The following is a 20,116-nucleotide window of genomic DNA, read 5'->3' as shown; positions in this document are numbered from 1 at the left end:
TGTTTTTATGGAGTTGAAAAATTATTTTTTCAAATTACTTCCAAAAAACAGAACACAAAAACTTTCGGAAAAAGATATTCTTTTTCGCAAAAAAATTTCTGAAATCGTTGGATACAACATCCATAATTTGGAAATCTTTAAAGAGGCATTTTCTTTAAAATCCTCTTCAAAAAGTACGAATAAAAAAAATTACGAACGTCTAGAGTTTTTAGGGGATTCTGTTTTAGGAACCATTATTTCTTGTCATCTTTTTCAGACTTACCCAAATGAAAACGAAGGATTTCTCACGCAGATGAAATCCAAAATCGTAAATAGGAAAAACCTTAACAAGCTTGGAGAAGATCTGAAGTTAAGCTCCTTACTTCAAGCGGATACAAGCCAGACCGTACTGAGCGAAAATATCTCCGGAAATCTTTTGGAAGCTTTGATTGGCGCTATTTACCTTGATATTGATTACGAGTTTTGTAAGAAAATTGTTTTGGACAGGATTCTTACGCCTTCTACCATCAATAAGCTGGAAAACAAGATTATCAGCTACAAAGGTCTTTTGCTGGAATGGAGCCAAAAGAAAAAAATCCCGATCAAGTACGAGACTTGTGAGGAATTCCAACCGAATAAAGTAACGGTTTTCCGCTGCTATGTATGGCTTCATAATGAGAGAATCTCCAATGCGGTAGAAGCATCTAAAAAGAAAGCTGAAGAAAAAGCCGCCCAACGCGCTTTTTATGTATTGAGCAAAAAAGAAAATATTATTGAAAATCAAAAAACAATTTCTTAAGCTAGAAGAAGATCACACAGAGATCACCATAGGATTGATTCGTCTTATCAAAGCAATCCCGGAGCACGAATTGTTTTTTATACTCAACAGAACCAACGATTTTAACTTCAAAAGAATTGAAGATATAGCCATCAAAGGGGAATTTTTTGACTATGCATTTTCGCGTTATCAGGCATATGACAGATTTTCCAAAAACTGTTATCATTTTATTTCTAACAAATCTATTCTATCCACTGAAAAAAAAGTCCAAAACCAACTTTTTTCAGATGAATCAAATATTAAATTTTTACTAAATCTGCACCAAGATGTAGATTACATTTTAACAAATTCCGATATATTTGCGGATTTTTCGTTAATTTTGCTCCCGGAAAATTTTGTATTTCAAATTCAAGAATATTCTTTAAGTTCTGAAGAAGAACTTTATCAATTAATTCAATATTATGAATAAAAACCTAAAAAAAACAAAAATCATTGCAACACTAGGCCCTGCTACTTCTAGCAAGGAGACGATGATACAGATGATACAAGCTGGTGTTGATGTATTTAGAATTAATTTTTCTCATGCCGATTACGAATTGGTAAAGAGAAATGTTGATATAATCCGTGAAATCAATAAAGAATATGGTTACTCAGTCTCTATTTTAGGAGATTTGCAAGGTCCAAAATTAAGAGTTGGTGTTGTAAAAGAAGGTTCTTTCCTTAATCCTGGAGACGTTCTTACTTTTACAAACGAAAAAATGGAAGGAGATTCTACAAAAGTTTATATGACTTATGAGAAGTTTCCTCAGGATGTAAAAGTTGGAGAAAGAATCTTGATTGATGACGGGAAGCTTGTTCTTGAAGTTATTGAAACAAATAATGTTGATACTGTAAGAGCTAAAACAATCCAAGGTGGACCTTTGAGTTCTAAAAAAGGGGTTAACCTGCCAAACACAAACGTTTCTCTTCCTGCTTTGACAGAAAAAGATATCGAGGATGCTAACTTTATGCTAGACAACGAGTTTGACTGGATCGCTCTTTCATTTGTTCGTCACGCACAGGATATCATCGATCTAAAGGATTTGATGGCTAAGCATCCAACCAACAAAACAAAAACGCCAATCATTGCTAAAATCGAGAAACCGGAAGGTGTAAAAAATATCGACCAAATCCTGATGGAGTGTGACTGTCTAATGGTTGCAAGAGGAGATCTTGGTGTTGAAGTTCCAATGGAGCAGGTTCCGGTTATTCAGAAAAATTTGGTTAATAAGGCCAGACTTTACGCAAAACCTGTTATTATTGCTACCCAGATGATGGAAACGATGATTACCAGCTTGACACCTACAAGAGCAGAAGTTAACGACGTTGCTAACTCTGTATTGGACGGTGCTGACGCTGTGATGCTTTCCGGAGAGACTTCTGTTGGAAAATATCCGGTGGATGTAGTTAGAAATATGGCTAAAATCGTTAAGAATATTGAAAAAACTGCTTTATATTCAAAACTAAACCACGTTATCGAAGAAAAAATCAACTGTGTAGATGAGCGTTTTATCACGGATAAAGTTTGCCGTTCTGCTGTTGATATTGCAAAATCGACTGGTGCAGAAGCGATTGTAACTTTGACAAGTTCCGGTTATACTGCTTTCCAAATTTCTGCACACAGACCCTCTTCTCACATCATCGTTTTCAGTAACAACAAACGTGTGATTACCATGTTGAACCTTCTTTGGGGTGTAAGAGCATTCTATTACGATATGCAGAAATCAACTGACGAAACGGTCATCCAAGTGAATATGTTAACGCACAACTATGGCTTTGTAGAACAAGGTGATTTTGTTGTTAACCTGAATGCAATGCCGGTTCACAATGGTGGAAAAACCAACACATTAAGATTATCTACAATCTAATTGTAGTAATTATAAAAATAAAAAAACCATCGGTATTTCGATGGTTTTTTTATTTTGATTGGTTGAGAATTTACTCTTTTATAATTTTCTTGGAGATTGTTCCCGATTTTGTTTTTACAGTGATGATGTAAACTCCTGTTGAGAATTTATTTAAATTAATTGTTTGTGACTTTGAATTTTTTGTATTCTCAAGAATCATTTTCCCATTCATATCAAAAAGAGCAACTCTCTCAATATTATCGGGCGCATTGACATTGATTAGATCTTTTGTTTTTGTCGGATAGATCTTTACCTCTTCTTTATCAAAATCGTTTGATGCTAAAGTAATTTTTTTGGTTCCGGTAGCCACCAAGGCAAAATCCTGTGTCGTTGCCTCGCCTTCTTGATTCACCAGTGTATTTTTATTAGTTACTTCGATGATGTATATTCCGTTTGCGGTTGGGTTATCAATCACAATCTGTTCTACATTATCAACGGTGTTATCACCTTTTGTTGCATTGGCGTTAGGATTATTAATATCAAGTTTCCAAGGGAAGTAAGTAGTTCCGGATCCCACTTCCACTACTCTAAGGTCAAGGTCATTCACAATTCTGGAAGTATGATTGTTCTGAAGATCTGTATCATTCGTAAATGGCACAATAGCCGGATCCACCCAAGAGATACTAACTTTTAAAGGTTCATCACCTGTCGCTTTTATTTGTTTTGAGAAGGCAATACCAGATTGCAAGGTATTCTTTTCGAGATAAGCATTCTCCTCTAATCTGTTCACTAAAACCTGAGCTGCTTTTTTAGCATCTACTAATCCCCAGCCATACCAAACATCAGGTCCAGGTCTTCCCGCCTCATTTGCGGTATGAGTTAGCAGAGCTTTCATTTCGTCCGCTTTGAAAATAAAATTGCTGTTACCGGTAATATTTCTTTCAATTTGAGTTAATGCTCCGGCAATTCCGGAAACCATCGGTGCAGCAAATGAAGTTCCGAAAGTAACAGTGTAATTGGATGTCCCAGAGTTAGCCATAAACATATCAACCCCCACTGCCGTCAAATCGGGTTTCACTGCGCCATCTTTTCTTGGTCCTGCACTACTGAAGCTGCCTTTTATAACATCTGTCGCAGTGGTATATTTATTTCCTGAGGTCGTTAATTGATTGACTGCTCCCACTGTAATAATGTTCTTTGCCAGAGATCCATATCCTATACAATTATAACCTTGGCTGCAATTAGCGGGAGGAATCACATCATTGGCAGCAAAAGGAATCCAACTTTGTGTAGCATCATCAAACTTATACTTTGTAGAGTTTGCAGCCGGTCCAACACCGTAATAATTACCTGTTGATTTAACAATAATCTGGCTCGGCTGGGCGTAGACTATTTTATCAAAATTATAATCTCTATCAGCATAAGCTCCTGAGTAGGTATCCTGCGCATTCAGGCCATAAGCTCCAACCCAATAGTAAGCACCACCCGAAAGCTGCCATCCCACATTGACACCATAGGAATGATTGGAAATGTTAAGATTTGGCAAAGTGGTCAGCTTTTCATACTGGTTGCCTAATGGTTTGGTGTATGCAAACATATAATTATCGGTCGTCCCTAATGGAAGAACACCTTTTGCATAAGATTTTGGAAATCCTGCTGCATTACCTGCGCCCGAACCATTGGCAATTAAAACACTATTAACATTATTGGTATGGCTACTAACTGCTACAGTTGTTCCTCCGCTTGATGGTGGATCTTGCAGAGCTGGATTTTCATTATTAACTGCACGCCCCGTGGTGAACTGCTCATGATTAGCCGTAACAAGTCCCGCATCAAAAACTGTAATTTTGATTCCACTACCTGTAACAGGTGATGTGATTCCGGAAACTGTTCCTGCCTGGAGCTCATCCATATTTGCAGTGGCATTTGCCCTGGTTTCTTCTGTTGTATAAAACAATGGAATCTTCCCTGCAAAACCTGCTAAATTCTGTTTAAGACTATCTCTCTGCTTTTGAGAATATCTGGATGTTGATTTTGAGAAATAAGAGTCTAATCTACTTTCATCGTTTAACCTTTGCTGAGTGAACTCATTTTTTAGTTTAAGGTCCTGTGCATTAGAAAAATAAAATGAAAATATAAAACTTATGCTGAATAAAATTCTTTTCATTAGAGTTGTTTTTGCAAAGATAAAAAAACCTGGACCAAATAATCTGTTTAACAAAAAGTTACTCTTATTTTTTAAAATCCTTGAGTTTATTTTCAAAATGAATTTTCATGTTTCCAATATCTTCATCACTACAATAACCATATTTCAGAATCGTTCTTGTACCAAACGTTCCGAGAGCGTAATATAAAAATGAATTAATCTCGGAAGCTTCTATTCCCATCGATAAAAAATATTCATCTTTCAAATTCTCTCTAAGCCATTCTACAAGATCGGCCAAAACCCATTGATCATCAATCTTCCCAAAACTCATTCCTCCACCAACTGGCTGAACGAATTCTCCAGGCTTTGCATTCAGAACTTCTGCACTGGAAGGCGCCTTGAAATAAACTCTCAAATCATTATTAAGTGTAACTTTCTTTTTATTTTCATCTAATAATTTGGAATCTTTGCTAAGGTTTCCACTCAAATGTTTCCGGACTTCAACCTCTTCTATCTCGATGGCTAATTTTACGATATTGATGTGCAATTCATCATAATTTCTGATATTAATCACTTTACGTTCGTAACCCGGTTTTACAAACCTAAGCTCATCATTAATATTGGCATTAATTAAAAATTGACCTCTGGCATCAGAATAAGTTTTTTCTTGAGAATTGATATTGACAACCAAAACCTGATTCACAGCAACAGAATCAGACACAATTCTTCCGGTAACCTGTTGAGAAAAAATAAAGTGTGAAATGAATAAAAGAGTAACTAATAAAAGTTTTTTCAAAGGCTATTTTTTATCAAAATTAATTTTAATTGTCACTCCGAAAAGACTTTTAACCAGGATTAACTTTTTTATGAAGATTTAACAGCTTGGTGTTGAAAAGTGGGATTTTTTTTCTGTTATTAAAATCATAACTTTACACAAATTTCTATGTAGATGTATTTAGTTTTCGATACCGAAACAACAGGTTTACCCAAAAATTTCAATGCTCCGCTTTCCGATTCCGACAACTGGCCTAGGATGGTTCAGATTGCATGGCAGATCCACGACGACAGCGGAAATTTAATTGAAAATCAAGACTATATCATCAAGCCGGAAGGTTATGATATTCCGTTCAACGCCGCCAGGATCCACGGTATTACGACCAAAATTGCAAATGAGGAAGGGCGTGATCTGCAGGAGGTTTTGGAGGAATTTTCAAAAGCTTTGGAGAGTGTAAGAGTTGTTTCCGGACACAATGTAGAATTTGATTACAATATCGTAGGCGCAGAATTTTACCGGAAAAATATCGCCGATAATCTGCAGGAAAAGCCAAAAGCCGATACAATGATTCTGGGAACAGATTATTGTAAACTGGAAGGTGGACGAAACGGGCGATACAAATCTCCAAAACTGGAAGAGCTCTACGAAAAATTATACGGTCACAAATTTGATGAAGCGCACAATGCAGCGGCCGACGTTAATGCAACAGCACAGGTTTTCTTCGAGATGATGAGAATCGGTGTTGTTCCTACGGATGTTCTGAAAATTTCGGAAATCCAGTTAAAGGAATTTCAAGTGGCCAATCCGAATCCTATCAAACCTTTCGGAATTGTCATCAGAAGGCAAGTCGCCAGCTTCAACAACAAGAAAAAACAAGCCGACTTTGGAAGTGTTGACGAGATTGACATCGGAAAATATTTCCATTTCAACAATCACAGTGTTTTCTCAACACTCACGGCAACAACTAATATCAATGACCTCATCAGCAAAGCGAAACAAGATAATTTTGCCGCTGTCGGGATGGTTGACATCGGGAATATGATGGGCGCTTTCAAATTCGTTTCAGCAGTAGAAAGCGCTAATTCTGACATTGCTAAAAAATATAAAGAATATCTTGCTAAAAAGCAGGAAGCTGAAGAGAAGGGCGAAGCCTTCAATGAAGAAGAGCCCAGCCAGGATCAACTGATTCCCATTGTAGGCTGCGAGTTTTACATCTCAGACAGGTATGAGCAAAAGCAGTTTACCAAAGACGATCCGGACAGAAGAACGCAGGTTGTTCTGCTGGCAAAAGATTTTAAGGGCTACAAAAATTTGGTCAAACTATCCAGTATAGGTTTCCAAAAAGGATTTTATTTCGGTGTTCCGAGAATCAGCCGAGAATTGATTGCGCAATATAAAGAAGGTGTTATCGCCCTGACTTCCGGAATCTATGGTGACATCCCAAGCACGATTCTTAATATCGGAGAACAAAAAGGTGAAGAATTATTCCAATGGTGGAAAAACGAATTTGGTGAAGATTTTTATGTTCAGATCCAAAATCATAAACTGCCGGAGGAAGAGCATTTGAATGAAGTTTTGCTTCAATTCGCAGATAAATATGATGTGAAAATCCTGGCTCAGAATGAAACCTTCTATACCAATAAAGATGATGCAAACATCCAGGATATTTTGAGCTGTATCAAAGACGGCGAAAAACTATCAACACCTATCGGTAAAGGATTTGGTAAAAGGAAAGGTCTAACCACGGACGAGTATTATATCAAAAATTCTGATGAGTTGAAAGAAACTTTCTTGGCTTACCCTGACGCTTTCGAAGCTTATGAAGAATTTTTTGCAAAATTCAAACCTTACACTTTGAAACGTGATGTTTTGCTGCCGAAATTTGATATTCCCGCAGAATTCATTGATCCTGAAGACGATAAAGACGGCGGAAAACGTGGTGAAATGGCTTACCTGACTTATCTGACTTACGAAGGCGCCAAAAAAAGATACGTTGATACAGGAATTACGGACGAAATAAAAGAACGCTTAGATTTCGAATTAGAAGTTATCGCCAATACAGGTTATCCAGGCTACTTTCTGATTGTTCAGGATTTTTGTAACGAGGCCAGAAATATGGGCGTTTGGGTTGGCCCCGGACGTGGATCGGCAGCTGGATCGGCAGTCGCTTACTGCATCGGGATCACAAATGTTGACCCTATCAAATACGATCTCCTTTTTGAGAGATTTTTGAATCCGGAAAGGGTTTCGATGCCGGATATCGATATCGATTTTGATGATGAAGGCCGAGATAAAATCATCAAATGGGTGGTTGACAAATATGGTCAGGAGCAGGTGGCGCAAATTATCACATATTCGGTTCTTGGCGGAAAATCAGCGATCAAAGATGCAGGCCGGGTTCTGGATGTATCAATTCCGGAGACCAATATGATTGCTAAACTCGTTCCGTCAACCCCCGGGATGAACATCGCCAAAGCACTTTCAAAATATGACAAACTAAAACCCGAAGAACAGCAGCTCGTTGATGAAATGAAAGCCGTTCTTGCCGATCCAAATGATTCAAGATTTTCCGTTCTGGAAAGTGCCAAGAAAATGGAAGGCTGCATCCGAAACACGGGAATCCATGCCTGCGGTGTGATTATTACGCCGGAACCTGTTAGCAATCTGGTTCCGATTACCATTGCTGCGAAAGATGCGGAAATCCTGGTTTCTCAGTTTGATAACTCGGTGGCAGAAAACGCCGGTCTTCTGAAAATGGATTTCCTCGGACTGAGGACTTTAACGATTATCAAAGATGCTGTTAAACTGGTCAAGGAACGCCACGGTATTGACATCGATCCGGATAAAATTCCGTTAGATGATGCTAAAACTTATCAATTATTCAAGGAAGGAAGAACGATCGGGATTTTCCAGTACGAAAGTCCCGGGATGCAAAAATATATGCGCGAACTGAAGCCAACAGTTTTCGCCGATCTTATTGCGATGAACGCTTTGTATCGTCCAGGTCCAATCAAATACATCCCGAATTTTATCAACAGAAAACACGGCACGGAAGAGATTATCTATGACCTTCCTGAAACGCAGGAATACCTGGAGGAAACCTATGGAATTACCGTCTATCAGGAGCAGGTAATGCTATTGTCTCAAAAATTAGCCAACTTTACCAAAGGTGAAGCCGATACGTTGAGAAAAGCGATGGGTAAAAAGCAGATTGATGTCCTGAATAAAATGTACCCAAAATTTATCGAAGGTGGTAGAAAAAATAACCTTGATGAAGAACGGCTGGAAAAAATCTGGAACGACTGGAAAGCCTTTGCCGAATATGCATTCAACAAATCCCACTCGACTTGTTATGCCTGGATTGCTTATCAGACCGCTTATCTGAAAGCCAATTATCCCGCAGAATATATGGCGAGTGTCATGAGCAATAACATCAACAACACAGCTTCCATCACGATGTTTATGGAGGACTGCAAGGCAATTGGCGTTGACGTTCTGGGGCCGGATGTGAATGAATCTCAATATAAATTTTCTGTTAATGAAAAAGGGCAAATCAGATTCGGATTAGGCGCCATCAAAGGTATCGGTGAAGGCCCTAGTGAGGCGATTACGAAGATCCGTGAAAATGGAAGATTCAAAAACATCTATGACTTTTTTGAAAGAGTTCCTTCTTCTCAGGTCAATAAAAGAGTTGCGGAAAGTTTGGTGATTGCCGGTGCATTTGATGAATTGGACAGTTATCACCGCGGACAATATTTTGATCTGGATTCTGCCGGTAGAACTAACATCGAAAGATTAACCCGATACGGACAGAGCTTCCAGGACAGCAAAAATGAAATGGATAATTCTTTGTTTGCTGATTTTGCCGAAGAAGTCCAGATCGAACAGCCAAAAATCGCACCGTGCGCCGAATGGCCAAATATGCACAAGCTCAACAAAGAAAAAGAAATTATCGGCTTTTATCTATCGGCACATCCATTGGATGAGTTCAAATATCAATTCCAATTTATGCAGGGTGTTCTTTCCAAAAAAGCAGTATTGGAAGAGAAGAAAGATGATTTGGCAGTGCTGGAGGAAGTTGTTCCGGTTATAGAAAAAGATGACACTCTTGCAGAGGACGAGGTTCCTGATATTATCGTTTCGGATGACGGAGGATTGGAAGACGAAATTATTGAAGAAGTCTCTGTAAAAGCTGAGCCAAAAGGAAGTTTTAACTTCCTGAACCTTGATGAAGTTGAAGCTTTCAAAGATTTGGCTTTCCCTCCAAAAACAGCAGAATTATTTGAGGAGAAAAAAAGCTGGAAAGACAAAATGAATGAAAAAGACAATACTAAAGAATATACCGTTGCCGGACTAATCACAGAATATCGTGTGGCAGATGGTTTCCGAAGTGGAGAAAAAGTGGCATTCGTAATGTTAGAAGATTATACCGGCTCCTACTCTTTCCGATTGGGAGATAGAGATTATATGAAACTGAAAGACAAATTAGAAGTTCAACGGTTTGTCATCATGAAAATCAAATATTCTCAAGGTAAAGACGGTCGTGTTTTTGTCAATGTAAACGATGTTTTGGAGTTGAAAGAAGCTTTTGAAAAGTTTGCAAAAAGTTTGTCTGTGGTTGTACCATTAGACTCTCTAAGAAAAACAGACATCGAGTTCTTCCGTGAAAATATCATTCAAAATCAAGGCGAGCAAAAACTTAATTTCTTTATCAAAAACCCGGAAGACGAATCTGTTTTAGAAGTTGTTTCTATGCAGCATAAGATTAATATTAATGAAAATCTCTTGGAAGTGATTCATCAAATTAATAATTACGAGATTTTTTTGAATTAAATCACTCCATAAGACATAAAAAAGTATAAATTGAAAATATTTATACCAATATATTTTTTAATAATACCAATAACATTTTTGCTTTATTTAAAACAATCTTTATTATTTTATATATTTTAATACAACAAAAACACTTAATAGCATCGTTTTATAAAAAATAATTATTAGATTTGTTTTACAATTAAAATAATTTAATAATTTATGAAAAAATTTTTACTTCCTTGTTTTCTTGCACTTGGTATGTGTGTAAGTGCTCAAACTTATTTTTCGGATAATTTTGATGATGAAGATGTTTCCGACTGGACGCGTATTGACGCTGATGGTGACGGTAGAAACTGGGCAGACATCTTTGTTGTACCAGACGAAAATGGTAACCCTACAACTCCTGTTTCATTGATCTCAAGATCTTGGCAGGTGTCTGCGTTAACACCAGACAACTGGATCATTTCACCTGCTATCAATCTTACCAGTGCAACTGGTACTGTTTCTTTGAACTGGAAAGTGAAATGTGCCCCATTTGAATGGGACAAAGAAAATTATTCTGTGTACGTTAGTACTTCTAATACTACTGCAGCGCTATTAGCTTCTCCTGTTAAATTTACCGAAACATATGATGATCCGGAAAACTTAGGAAGACAGTATAGCAGAACTCTTGATGTAAGTAGTTTTGCAGGCCAAACAATCTATGTAGCCTTCAGACATCATAATGTAACAGATATGGATTACATCTCAATTGATGATGTAGTTGTTAAATCACCTGAAACGGTTGCGCCAAGTTGTACAACATTAACATCTCCTGCAAATGCTGCTACTGGAGTAGCAGTTTCTGGAGCGGTTCTTAATTGGGCAGCAGCTACAGGTGCTGACTCTTATGATATCTATTTAGGAACTACAGCAACACCTACGACATTATTAGCTAATGCAACTGGAACTTCTTATACATTGACAACTACATTAGCATCAAACACAACCTATTATTGGTCAGTTGTTCCTAAAAATAATGTGGGTTCTGCCACCGGATGTTCTGTATTTTCATTTACTACTAAGACAGCAAACCCTCCAGGCTGTGTAGGAAACCTTACTCCTGCCAATGGATCTAATGTTAGCACTGGTACAGTTCCTTTATCTTGGACAGCTCCAACAACTGGTGGTACCGCAACTTCTTATGATGTTTATTGGGGGACTTCTGCAACTACACTTACTAAGTTAGGCAATACTGTCAATACTGCTGTAAACATCACCAACGTTACGGCTGGATCATATTACTTCCAAGTTGTTGCAATCAATGCAGACGGGGCAGCTACAGGATGTGCTATTAATAATATTACAGCAGTCAATCCGTTTGCACCATATTGTGGACCATTGACATATTCCACAATAGAGCCTATTAGTTATGTTAACATGAAACATAACACTGCCAATACATCATCTGCATCCGCAACAGGAGCAAGTGCTCATGAAGCTTTCATTACTAAGGAATTTAAAGTTGAGCAGGGTACAACTACAGAGATTAGTGTTAATTCTAATACAGGAGGAGCATTTACACACTACTACTCAGTATTTGTTGACTGGAATAAAGATGGAGATTTTGCTGATGCCGGCGAGAGCTATTTCACAACTAGCGGTAACTTCTTTACAAACAATGCCAGCACAGGCTCTGGAACAACTGGTATTAAAACTAAAGCATTAACTGTTCCTGCAACTGCAACTCTTGGCAAGACACGTATGAGAGTTAAAGCTTTCTATGCAGCAGCTACACCTTCAGCTACTGCAATTGCCAACATAGCAAATCCTTGTACTAACCCTGCGACTGCTGCTTACGGTCAAGCTGAAGATTACACAATAGAAGTTGTTGCTCCTGGTACATTAGCTGTATCCGATGTTAACAAAACTGACGTCTCTGTTTACCCTAACCCATTCACAGATGTACTTAACATCTCTGATGTAAAAGGTGTTAAATCAGTTTCCATAAATGACATCTCTGGTAGAGAAGTTAAAACTCTTGCTCCTGCAACAGAACTTAACCTTTCTAACTTGAATGCTGGTCTTTACATCGTAAATCTTAAAATGGAAGACGGAAGCGTTAAAACTTTCAAAGCTATCAAAAAATAGTAGTAATCTATTTAATCTAAACCGTCTCAATAGAGGCGGTTTTTTTTATATACTCACATAAATGCTTAATTCCATAAATTATTTTAAAATAAATTGGATATTTATTAAATAATTGAAAATTATTATTAGATTTGCTGTCGTTAAATAATTAATAATTATGAATAAATTTTTACTATCGTGCTTTATAGCATTTGGAATTGGGGCAAACGCTCAAATTACAGTCAATGAGAACTTTGAAGGAACCCTTCCTTCTACTTGGGTAGGGTCCGGAGGTTATACACCAGCAAGCTATAGTGGCATTTATACTAATGCTGGCTGTACTGGAACAGACAATGCTTATGGTGTATTACTTTTTACTACAACAGCAGCCTCCAAAACAGCAACGTTAACTTACACTAAGCCTGCCGCTATAACAGCAAATGGGAAACAAATAGACATCAAATTTGACTACCAGATAGATGACGCTCTCACAAATGGTAGTACTGGAGCCTTAACTGGAAATATTATTATCGCTTATTCCACTGCGGCAACAGGAACTACCTTTACAACTCTTTCCACTATTCCATATAATGGAGCTACATCATCTTGCCAAAATATTACAGCAACTATACCGGAGGGATTGATAACAGGAGATTTTAGATTGAGAATTACTGCTACTAGTACAAGTGCAAATAATAATAATGGCAACTACGTATTTTTAGACAATATATCTATAATACAACAGGTTACAGCTGTCCCTTCATGCACAATACTGTCAAGTCCAGCCAATGCAACCACTAATGTTCCTGTAAGATCAACATTAAGCTGGCCAAATGTAGCTAATGCACAAGCTTATATACTTAAAATAGGAACTGCAGCCGGAGCTTCTGATGTTTTATCAACAACATTAACAACTAATTCATATACTCCTACAGCAGCAACAGCTTTTCCTCAAAATACACTTCTTTACGTTAGTGTGACTCCAACAAATAGTTTAGGAAGCGCTACTGGCTGTACAGAAACAACTTTCACAACAGGAGCAAACGCTTTCTCACCTTATTGTGGACCATTGGTATCTACAGCTCCTACTCAAACAGCTCCAATCAAGTCTGTAACTTTCAATGGGATTACCAACACATCTGATAATGCAGCTACAACTATTGGTACTTTTAATCCACACGAAAGCTTTGTAAATACAGTTTTTGCTGTTAATAACAACCTTACTACAATACCTTTTACCATAGAGGGAATCGCTCTTGCTAATAACGGATGGGCTTCAACCATATACATTGATTGGAATAATGATGGCGATTTTGACGACGCAGGAGAATCATATTTTAATACAACTGCGACTATGAACAGAACAACAACTGTCAGCGCTTCAAATATTGCGACATTTACAGGCAACATTACTGTTCCATCTGGTGTTTCTGTTGGTCAAAAAAGGATGAGAATAAAGTATAATTTTTGTGGAACAGTTATTCATAATGCCCTGTCTACCCCTTGCTCGGACGTAGGTAACGGCCAAGCCGAAGACTACACCATTGATTACAAACAATATCTGGCTGTGAATGATATCAATAAGGATGGTATCTCTGTTTACCCTAACCCATTCACAGATGTACTTAACATCTCTGATGTAAAAGGTGTTAAATCAGTTTCCGTAAGTGACATCACTGGTAGAGAAGTTAAAACTCTTGCTCCTGCAACAGAACTTAATTTTTCTAACTTGAATGCTGGTCTTTACATCGTAAATCTTAAAATGGAAGACGGAAGCGTTAAAACTTTCAAAGCTATCAAAAAATAATTCTTAAGAATTTTATTAATTTAAGCCTACTTGCATAAGTAGGCTTTTTGTTTTAACAACTAAAACTCAATTTTAATGTTAATATCTTTTTACAAAAAGAAAAAAAGCTTTATATTCGTATCAGTTTAAAAAATTTATTATTATGAAAAAAATTCTATTCTCTTGCCTTTTGGCATTAGGTATTGGGGTCAATGCTCAGTATGACTTCACAGAAAATTTTGAGGGTGATTTGATCGGAATGGGACAGTTTGGAGGAGGTTCTCTGAATTCTGTAAATTACTGTAGCGCTTCTACATCCGGAGCTATTACTTATAGTACATCAGTAACAAGATCTGGATGGTTTGCACAGCTTGCAGAAGTTTCAGATTATTATGGACAGACTGGCAATGGTCAGAAAATCAATGTAAGCTTTAGTTATAAAAAAGCTGCTGGATTAACTGGTACCTTGTATGTAATGTATGCTGAATACGATGAAGAAGAAGGAAGCTGGTCTATTTTTCCTGTAGGTAATGGAGTTGCCTTAACGTCTGCAGCTTCTTTAACTTCTTGTAACACTGTTACTGCAACAATTCCTGCTGGAACTTTTGATCCAAACAAGTCTTATGGTATAGGTACTTGGTTACAGGCCACAACTGGAACTAGTGGAGCTCTTTATATTGATGACCTTATTGTAAAGCAAGATATAGCTACTAGCGTACCTGCTTGTACAGCATTTACTTACCCAACAAACGGAAGTACGATCCCTGGAGGTACTGTAGGTCTTACATGGCCAACTGTAGAAAATGCTGCTAGCTACAAAATTACAATTGGAACTACTTCTGGTGCTTCGGATGTATTAAACACTACGGTTATAGGTAGTTCAACTTTACTTAACGTAGCTTTACCTACTAATTCAACATATTATGCAAAAATTGTTTCATCTAACGATGTTGGTGATGCAGTAGGTTGTCAAGAGATTTCTTTTAGCACAAATAGCTTAGTAAGCCACTGTGGTCCACTTACATCTAGTGCTCCAAATGCAATCGCACCGATTAAATCTGTAACGTTTGCGGGTGTAACAAACCCTTCTGATGCAACAGCAACAGGAATCGGTTCATATCCGGTTCACCAAGATTTCAAATCTATCGAATTCCCTGTATTTAATAATGTTACAAGCGTTCCATTAACTGTATTAGGAGGAACAAACGGTAGCGCAGCAAATGGATGGGCAGCTTCTGTATTTGTTGACTGGAACAATGATGGAGATTTTGACGATGCGGGTGAGCAATATTTCAACACTTTCGCAACTAAGCTTTATGTTGGATCTGTCACATCAAATCCAGTAACTTTAAACGGAAACATTACTATTCCTGCAGGAACGGCAATTGGAAAGAAAACAATGAGAATCAAATACAACTTCCAATCTCCGAATGCGACTACTTTGAATACGCCACTTGAAAGTGCTTGTTCTAATATGATCAATGGTCAGGTAGAAGATTACACTATTGATTATAAGGAATTTATGGCCGTTTCTGATGTAAATAAAAAAGGAGTTTCTGTTTACCCTAACCCATTCACAGATGTTCTTAATATCTCTGATGTAAAAGGTGTTAGATCAGTTTCTGTAAATGATATCTCTGGTAGAGAAGTTAAAACTCTTGCTCCTGCAACAGAACTTAACCTTTCTAACTTGAAAGCTGGTCTTTACATCGTAAACCTTAAAATGGAAGACGGAAGCGTTAAAACTTTCAAAGCTATCAAAAAATAATTCTTAGAATTATAAATCAATTTTAATCCCATCTCGTTGTTACGAGATGGGATTTTCTTTGCTGCAACTTCTTCAAAAAAAATTCTTTTATCTATTAAAATAAAACTAACTCATTGAAAAATTTATATAAATAATATTTAAAGAATTGAGCAAAAAAAATACCCTGCAAAAATCACAGGGTACTTTTATAAATATTTTGTATTACCAAATTTTAATTCTCTCTTCTGGCTTTTTATATAGTTTATCACCTTCTCTTACATCAAATGCTTTATAGAAAGCTTCTGTATTAACCAAAGGTCCAAAACTTCTGTAGAATCCTGGAGAGTGCGGATCTGTCTTAACCTGGTTAGTTAAATATTTATCCGTTGATAACGTTCTCCAAACCGTTGCCCAGCTTAAGAAAAATCTCTGATCCGGTGTGTAACCATCAATTTTGCCTGGATTACCCTTATCCTTAAGGTACATTTGTAATGCATCATAAGCGATATTGACACCACCTAAGTCAGCGATATTTTCTCCATTGGTAAAGGTTCCATTCACGTGAACATCTTTTGCCGGTTCATATTTATCGTACTGAGCCGCTAAGCTTTTTGTCGCTTTTTCGAAATTAGTTTTATCTTCGGCAGTCCACCAGTCTGTTAAGTTTCCATCACCATCAAACTGAGCACCACTATCATCAAAACCGTGGGTCATTTCGTGACCGATAACCGCTCCTATTCCTCCAAAGTTCACTGCTGCGTCTGCATCTGGATTGAAGAAAGGCGGTTGAAGAATTGCAGCAGGGAAAACGATTTCGTTATTTACAGGATTGTAGTAAGCATTCACCGTTTGTGGAGACATCCCCCATTCCGTTTTATCAACTGGCTTTCCTACTTTTTCTATTTCTTTGTCATAATGCCAGCTTTCAACATTCTTTAAATTTGAATATAAAGAACCACCATCTTTATCAGACTTCAGAACCAATTTAGAATAATCTTTCCATTTGTCCGGATAAGCAATCTTCACTGTAAATTTGTTCAATTTTTCAAGTGCTTTTTGCTTAGTTGTAGAAGACATCCAAGTCAGACCATTGATGTGAACACCGAAACTTTTCTTAAGATAGTCTATATAAGTCAACATCTGAGCTTTAGCTTCTGGTGTGAAATATTTTTCAACATAAACCTTTCCGAAAGCTTCCCCAAGTACACCATTAATCAGAGACAACGCTCTTTTGTTAAGTGCTCTTTGCTCCTGTTGACCTTGAAGATATTTGTTGTAGAAATCAAATTTCAAATCATCCATTTTCTGATTAAGATAACCAGCACTTCCGGAAGTCAAATGGAATTTAAGATAATCCTTAATCAAAGGAATATTTTTCTCAGTTAAGAACGTATCAAGATTTTTATAATAATTAATTTCGCCAATGATGACTTTATCAGTTTTTACACCAACTTCAGCAAGATATTTTGGAAGATCAATATTCTTCACCAAAGTTTTAAGTTCTGGTAAAGTCTTAGGATTGTATTGTAGATTAGCGTCACGGATTTGCTCATTCGTCAATAATGTCTTTGCCATTTTCTTTTCGAAATCAACAATTTGTCCCGCCACAACATCAGCATTTTTGTAACCAATTTCGGTTAAAACTTTAGCTACATATTTTTTATATTCAGCAATAGTTTCGGTATTCTTTGGAGATTCTTTTTGGTAATAATCTCTACCAAGACCAAATGATGCATCACCAAGGTAAACCGCATTCATTTTAGAATTCTTAAGATCACCATCTACACCCCAACCATAAAATGCGTTATCACTTCTCTTAGTCGCTTCAGCAAGATATTTTTGTAAATCATTCAGATTCTTAATCGCATCAATTCTCGCTAAATCAGCTTTAATTGGATTAAGTCCATCCGCATTACGCTTGTTCATATCCATATAGGTTTCGTAAAGCGCCTGAATCTTCTGACCTTCCGATCCAGCAGCAAATTTTTCTTTCAGAATGTTATCCAACAATCCCAAAGAATTATTGTCAGTCGTTTCTCTAAGTTGAGTAAAAGAACCCCAGCTTGGTTTGTCTGCAGGAATTTTTGCAGTTTTCATCCAGGTTCCGTTGACGTAGTTATAGAAATCATCTTGCGGACGCACCGATGTGTCCATATAATTAAGCTCCAAAGCAGCTTGTTTTGTTTGTGCAAAAGCAACATTAAATAATGAAGTTAACATCAATGCACTGAAAGAGATCTTTTTCATTTTTGAAATATGATATTTGGGCTGATAAGTCGTGAATAAAACCAATTTGTTACACATAAACATTAAATTATTTACTCCAAAAACAAATATCATCACATCACAATCAACTAATTATTAAACAATTAAATATAACTTATGTCTATATTGTTTATTTTTCAATTAATTCATTCAATGTATAGGATTTTTGTTGTCAGAATTATATTTTTACAGTAAAAACATAATTTAATTCTTCACAAAAATGCATCATAATTTATTATTGATCCTTGCATTACTTTTTTCAGTTTTTATGATGGTAATGGTCGCAAAAAAACTGAAAATCGCATATCCAATTTTTTTGGTTTTAGCTGGTTTAATCATTAGCCTTTTACCGGGAATTCCCGAGATCGAATTGGATCCAGAACTGGTTTTCCTGATTTTTTTACCGCCATTATTATACGAAGCTGCATGGTACACGTCGTGGAACGACTTCTGGAAATGGAAAAGACCAATTGCATTATTAGCTTTTGGATTAGTATTTGCGACGTCGTTAATTATCGCTTATCTTTCCCAGGCATTGATTCCGGGATTCACTTTGGCATTAGGGTTTTTATTAGGCGGAATCGTTTCTCCGCCGGATGCCGTTGCAGCAACAACCGTTTTAAAAGGATTACCAGTTCCGAAAAGAATCATCAGCATTTTGGAAGGTGAAAGCCTTGTGAATGATGCTTCATCTTTGATCGTTTTTCGATTTGCATTAGCAGCTATCCTGACAGGAAGCTTTTCTATGAACGAGGCTACCGGACAATTCTTTTTGGTTGCAGGAATGGGAATCGTGGTTGGATTGATTGGAGCCGGAATCATGTATCTCATCCATCGTTACTTGCCAACAACCTCAGCAATTGATGCCGCTTTAACGATTATGACGCCCTACATTTTGTACCTCGGAGCAGAACAATTTCATTTTTCCGGAGTTATGGCCGTTGTAACTGGCGGGCTTTTCATCTCCTACAGATCACACGAAATTTTCAAAAACGGAAATACACGCCTCAATATGTTAGGTGTTTGGACAACTGTGATTTTCGTTATGAACGCTATGGTTTTCATCTTAATCGGATTATCGCTTCCTTCAATCATCAGAGGACTAGAAGAAGCATCTTTAATCCAAGGAATCAAATACGGTGTTATCATAAGCGCCGTGGTCATCGCTATCAGATTTTTATGGATTTATCCCGCTGCATTTGTTCCAAGATGGCTTTTCAAATCTGTGAGAAAAGAACAATCTCCTGGTTGGAAAGGTCCATTGGTGATTGGCTGGGCTGGAATGCGTGGTGTAGTTTCACTAGCAACCGCTCTTTCCATTCCTTTTGTGATGGATGACGGAAGTCCTTTTCCTCACAGGAATTTAATTTTATTAATTACATTCATTGTTATCTTTATAACCTTAGTCGTACAAGGATTGACATTGCCTTTCATTGTGAGAAAACTGAATATGCCATCAATGGATGTCGTCCTTCCACAAGAACAACAGGAAGCCCAAATCCAAATCAGATTAAATAGATTAGCGCTTAATCACATCAATTCAAATTATGGTGATGTCGTGAACAAAAGCAATCTTTTGAAAAATTATCATTCTCAGATTTCTATCGAAACAGAAAACACAGAGAATCAATTAGACCTTTTGGAATGTAACAATTGCACTACTCAGGAGATTGATAAATTTGCTGAAATTTTAAAAGAAATCTATGCAAAACAAAGAATTGATATTTTCCAAATGAGACGCGAGAAGTATTATGATGACGAGGAAATCCGGAAAGCGGAATTACAACTCGACCTCAATGATTTGAAATTAAATCCAAACTTTCATTAATA

The 20,116-nt window shown here is 37.1% G+C and carries 11 protein-coding genes; 8 read left to right on the top strand and 3 right to left on the bottom strand.

The annotated features are described in order from the left end of the window. Window positions 1-7 precede the first annotated feature (7 nt). The 3 genes from rnc to pyk are packed head-to-tail and all read left to right on the top strand — an operon-like array spanning window position 8 to window position 2,664. On the top strand, window positions 8-778 hold the full coding sequence (gene rnc, locus BXY58_RS04610) for a ribonuclease III (protein ID WP_120212655.1): 771 nt from the start codon (window positions 8-10) through the stop codon (window positions 776-778). Further along, window positions 753-1,226: an IPExxxVDY family protein gene (locus tag BXY58_RS04605; RefSeq protein ID WP_120212654.1), complete on the top strand. Its 474-nt coding sequence runs from the start codon at window positions 753-755 to the stop codon at window positions 1,224-1,226. The genes rnc and BXY58_RS04605 overlap by 26 nt, the downstream gene beginning before the upstream one ends. Continuing rightward, window positions 1,219-2,664, top strand: a complete 1,446-nt coding sequence (gene pyk / locus BXY58_RS04600; RefSeq protein ID WP_120212653.1) for a pyruvate kinase — start codon at window positions 1,219-1,221, stop codon at window positions 2,662-2,664. The genes BXY58_RS04605 and pyk overlap by 8 nt, the downstream gene beginning before the upstream one ends. Window positions 2,665-2,734: 70 nt before the next feature. Here the strand turns inward: pyk and BXY58_RS04595 are convergent, their stop codons facing one another. Beyond that, window positions 2,735-4,810, bottom strand: a complete 2,076-nt coding sequence (locus BXY58_RS04595; protein ID WP_120212652.1) for a S8 family serine peptidase — start codon at window positions 4,808-4,810, stop codon at window positions 2,735-2,737. Window positions 4,811-4,874: 64 nt separating this feature from the next. Next, on the bottom strand, window positions 4,875-5,585 hold the full coding sequence (locus BXY58_RS04590) for a hypothetical protein (protein WP_120212651.1): 711 nt from the start codon (window positions 5,583-5,585) through the stop codon (window positions 4,875-4,877). 153 nt (window positions 5,586-5,738) lie between these two features. Here BXY58_RS04590 and dnaE point away from each other — a divergent pair, with 153 nt between their 5' ends. The 4 genes from dnaE (at window position 5,739) to BXY58_RS04570 (ending at window position 16,042) form a co-directional block, all read left to right on the top strand. After that, window positions 5,739-10,397 (top strand): DNA polymerase III subunit alpha, encoded by a 4,659-nt coding sequence (gene dnaE / locus BXY58_RS04585; protein WP_120212650.1) that lies wholly within the window; start codon window positions 5,739-5,741, stop codon window positions 10,395-10,397. Between the two features lie 201 nt (window positions 10,398-10,598). After that, window positions 10,599-12,509, top strand: a complete 1,911-nt coding sequence (locus tag BXY58_RS04580) for a T9SS-dependent choice-of-anchor J family protein (protein WP_120212649.1) — start codon at window positions 10,599-10,601, stop codon at window positions 12,507-12,509. Between the two features lie 157 nt (window positions 12,510-12,666). Then, a complete protein-coding gene (locus tag BXY58_RS04575) occupies window positions 12,667-14,295 on the top strand; it encodes a T9SS type A sorting domain-containing protein (protein WP_120212648.1) in 1,629 nt (542 codons plus the stop codon). Between the two features lie 142 nt (window positions 14,296-14,437). Continuing rightward, window positions 14,438-16,042 (top strand): T9SS type A sorting domain-containing protein, encoded by a 1,605-nt coding sequence (locus BXY58_RS04570; RefSeq protein ID WP_120212647.1) that lies wholly within the window; start codon window positions 14,438-14,440, stop codon window positions 16,040-16,042. Between the two features lie 201 nt (window positions 16,043-16,243). Here the strand turns inward: BXY58_RS04570 and BXY58_RS04565 are convergent, their stop codons facing one another. Continuing rightward, a complete protein-coding gene (locus tag BXY58_RS04565) occupies window positions 16,244-18,268 on the bottom strand; it encodes a M13 family metallopeptidase (RefSeq protein WP_120212876.1) in 2,025 nt (674 codons plus the stop codon). Between the two features lie 238 nt (window positions 18,269-18,506). Here BXY58_RS04565 and BXY58_RS04560 point away from each other — a divergent pair, with 238 nt between their 5' ends. After that, complete coding sequence (locus tag BXY58_RS04560; protein ID WP_120212646.1) at window positions 18,507-20,114, top strand: Na+/H+ antiporter; 1,608 nt, start codon at window positions 18,507-18,509, stop codon at window positions 20,112-20,114. Window positions 20,115-20,116 lie beyond the last annotated feature (2 nt).

It is taken from the genome of Epilithonimonas arachidiradicis (assembly GCF_003610695.1).
Classification (GTDB): Bacteria; Bacteroidota; Bacteroidia; order Flavobacteriales; family Weeksellaceae; genus Epilithonimonas; species Epilithonimonas arachidiradicis.
This window is presented reverse-complemented; position numbering and strand designations above follow the sequence as displayed.

Excerpts from the sequence above, each read along its gene's own strand:
- BXY58_RS04560 (WP_120212646.1), top strand. The coding sequence starts at position 18,507 with ATGCATCATAATTTATTATTGATCCTTGCATTACTTTTTTCAGTTTTT.
- BXY58_RS04570 (WP_120212647.1), top strand. The coding sequence starts at position 14,438 with ATGAAAAAAATTCTATTCTCTTGCCTTTTGGCATTAGGTATTGGGGTC.
- BXY58_RS04580 (WP_120212649.1), top strand. The coding sequence starts at position 10,599 with ATGAAAAAATTTTTACTTCCTTGTTTTCTTGCACTTGGTATGTGTGTA.
- rnc (WP_120212655.1), top strand. The coding sequence starts at position 8 with ATGGAGTTGAAAAATTATTTTTTCAAATTACTTCCAAAAAACAGAACA.
- pyk (WP_120212653.1), top strand. The coding sequence starts at position 1,219 with ATGAATAAAAACCTAAAAAAAACAAAAATCATTGCAACACTAGGCCCT.
- BXY58_RS04595 (WP_120212652.1), bottom strand. The coding sequence starts at position 4,810 with ATGAAAAGAATTTTATTCAGCATAAGTTTTATATTTTCATTTTATTTT.
- BXY58_RS04575 (WP_120212648.1), top strand. The coding sequence starts at position 12,667 with ATGAATAAATTTTTACTATCGTGCTTTATAGCATTTGGAATTGGGGCA.
- BXY58_RS04565 (WP_120212876.1), bottom strand. The coding sequence starts at position 18,268 with ATGAAAAAGATCTCTTTCAGTGCATTGATGTTAACTTCATTATTTAAT.
- dnaE (WP_120212650.1), top strand. The coding sequence starts at position 5,739 with ATGTATTTAGTTTTCGATACCGAAACAACAGGTTTACCCAAAAATTTC.